Origin of the sequence: Erwinia plantamica, assembly GCF_043420595.1 — a bacterium.
Classification (GTDB): Bacteria; Pseudomonadota; Gammaproteobacteria; order Enterobacterales; family Enterobacteriaceae; genus Erwinia; species Erwinia aeris.
The window spans coordinates 1-444 of record NZ_JBGCUC010000092.1 but is presented as its reverse complement, the minus strand read 5'-3'; the positions used below and the strand labels follow the sequence as shown (position 1 = coordinate 444).

At 39.4% G+C, this 444-nt stretch carries 1 protein-coding gene; it reads right to left on the bottom strand.

Annotation, left to right across the window (positions count from 1 at the left end; genetic code table 11):
* The coding region (locus tag AB3U87_RS22230; RefSeq protein WP_394150592.1) for a methylenetetrahydrofolate reductase at positions 1–444 on the bottom strand (444 nt) is incomplete at both ends.

Sequence of the window (444 nt, the reverse complement as noted above, 5' to 3'; positions counted from 1 at the left end):
ACCGATGAAAATAGGGGTTGCTAAATGTTTCGTCGCTTCATAAATTTCTTGAATTTTTTCTTTTGTATAGACAGGTTGCGTGATAAAATAATCGGCACCACATTCGATTTTCTTCTCTAATCTTTTCACTGCTCGGTCAAGCACTCGAACGTTCGGATTAAATGCCGCTGCCACAGAGAAATTTGCCTTCTTTCGAAGCGATTTCCCTGAGAATGAAATTCCTTCATTTAATTGCTTAATCAATTGAATTAATTCCAAGCTTGAAACATCATAAACGCTTGTGGCACCTGGGAAGTCACCAATTTTTGTTGGGTCACCTGTTACCGCTAATATGTCATGAATACCAAGCGCATCCAGTCCCATTAAATGCGATTGAAGACCAATCAGATTGCGATCGCGGCAAGTAATATGCGCAAGCGGTCGAATATTATTTTGCAGTTTTAA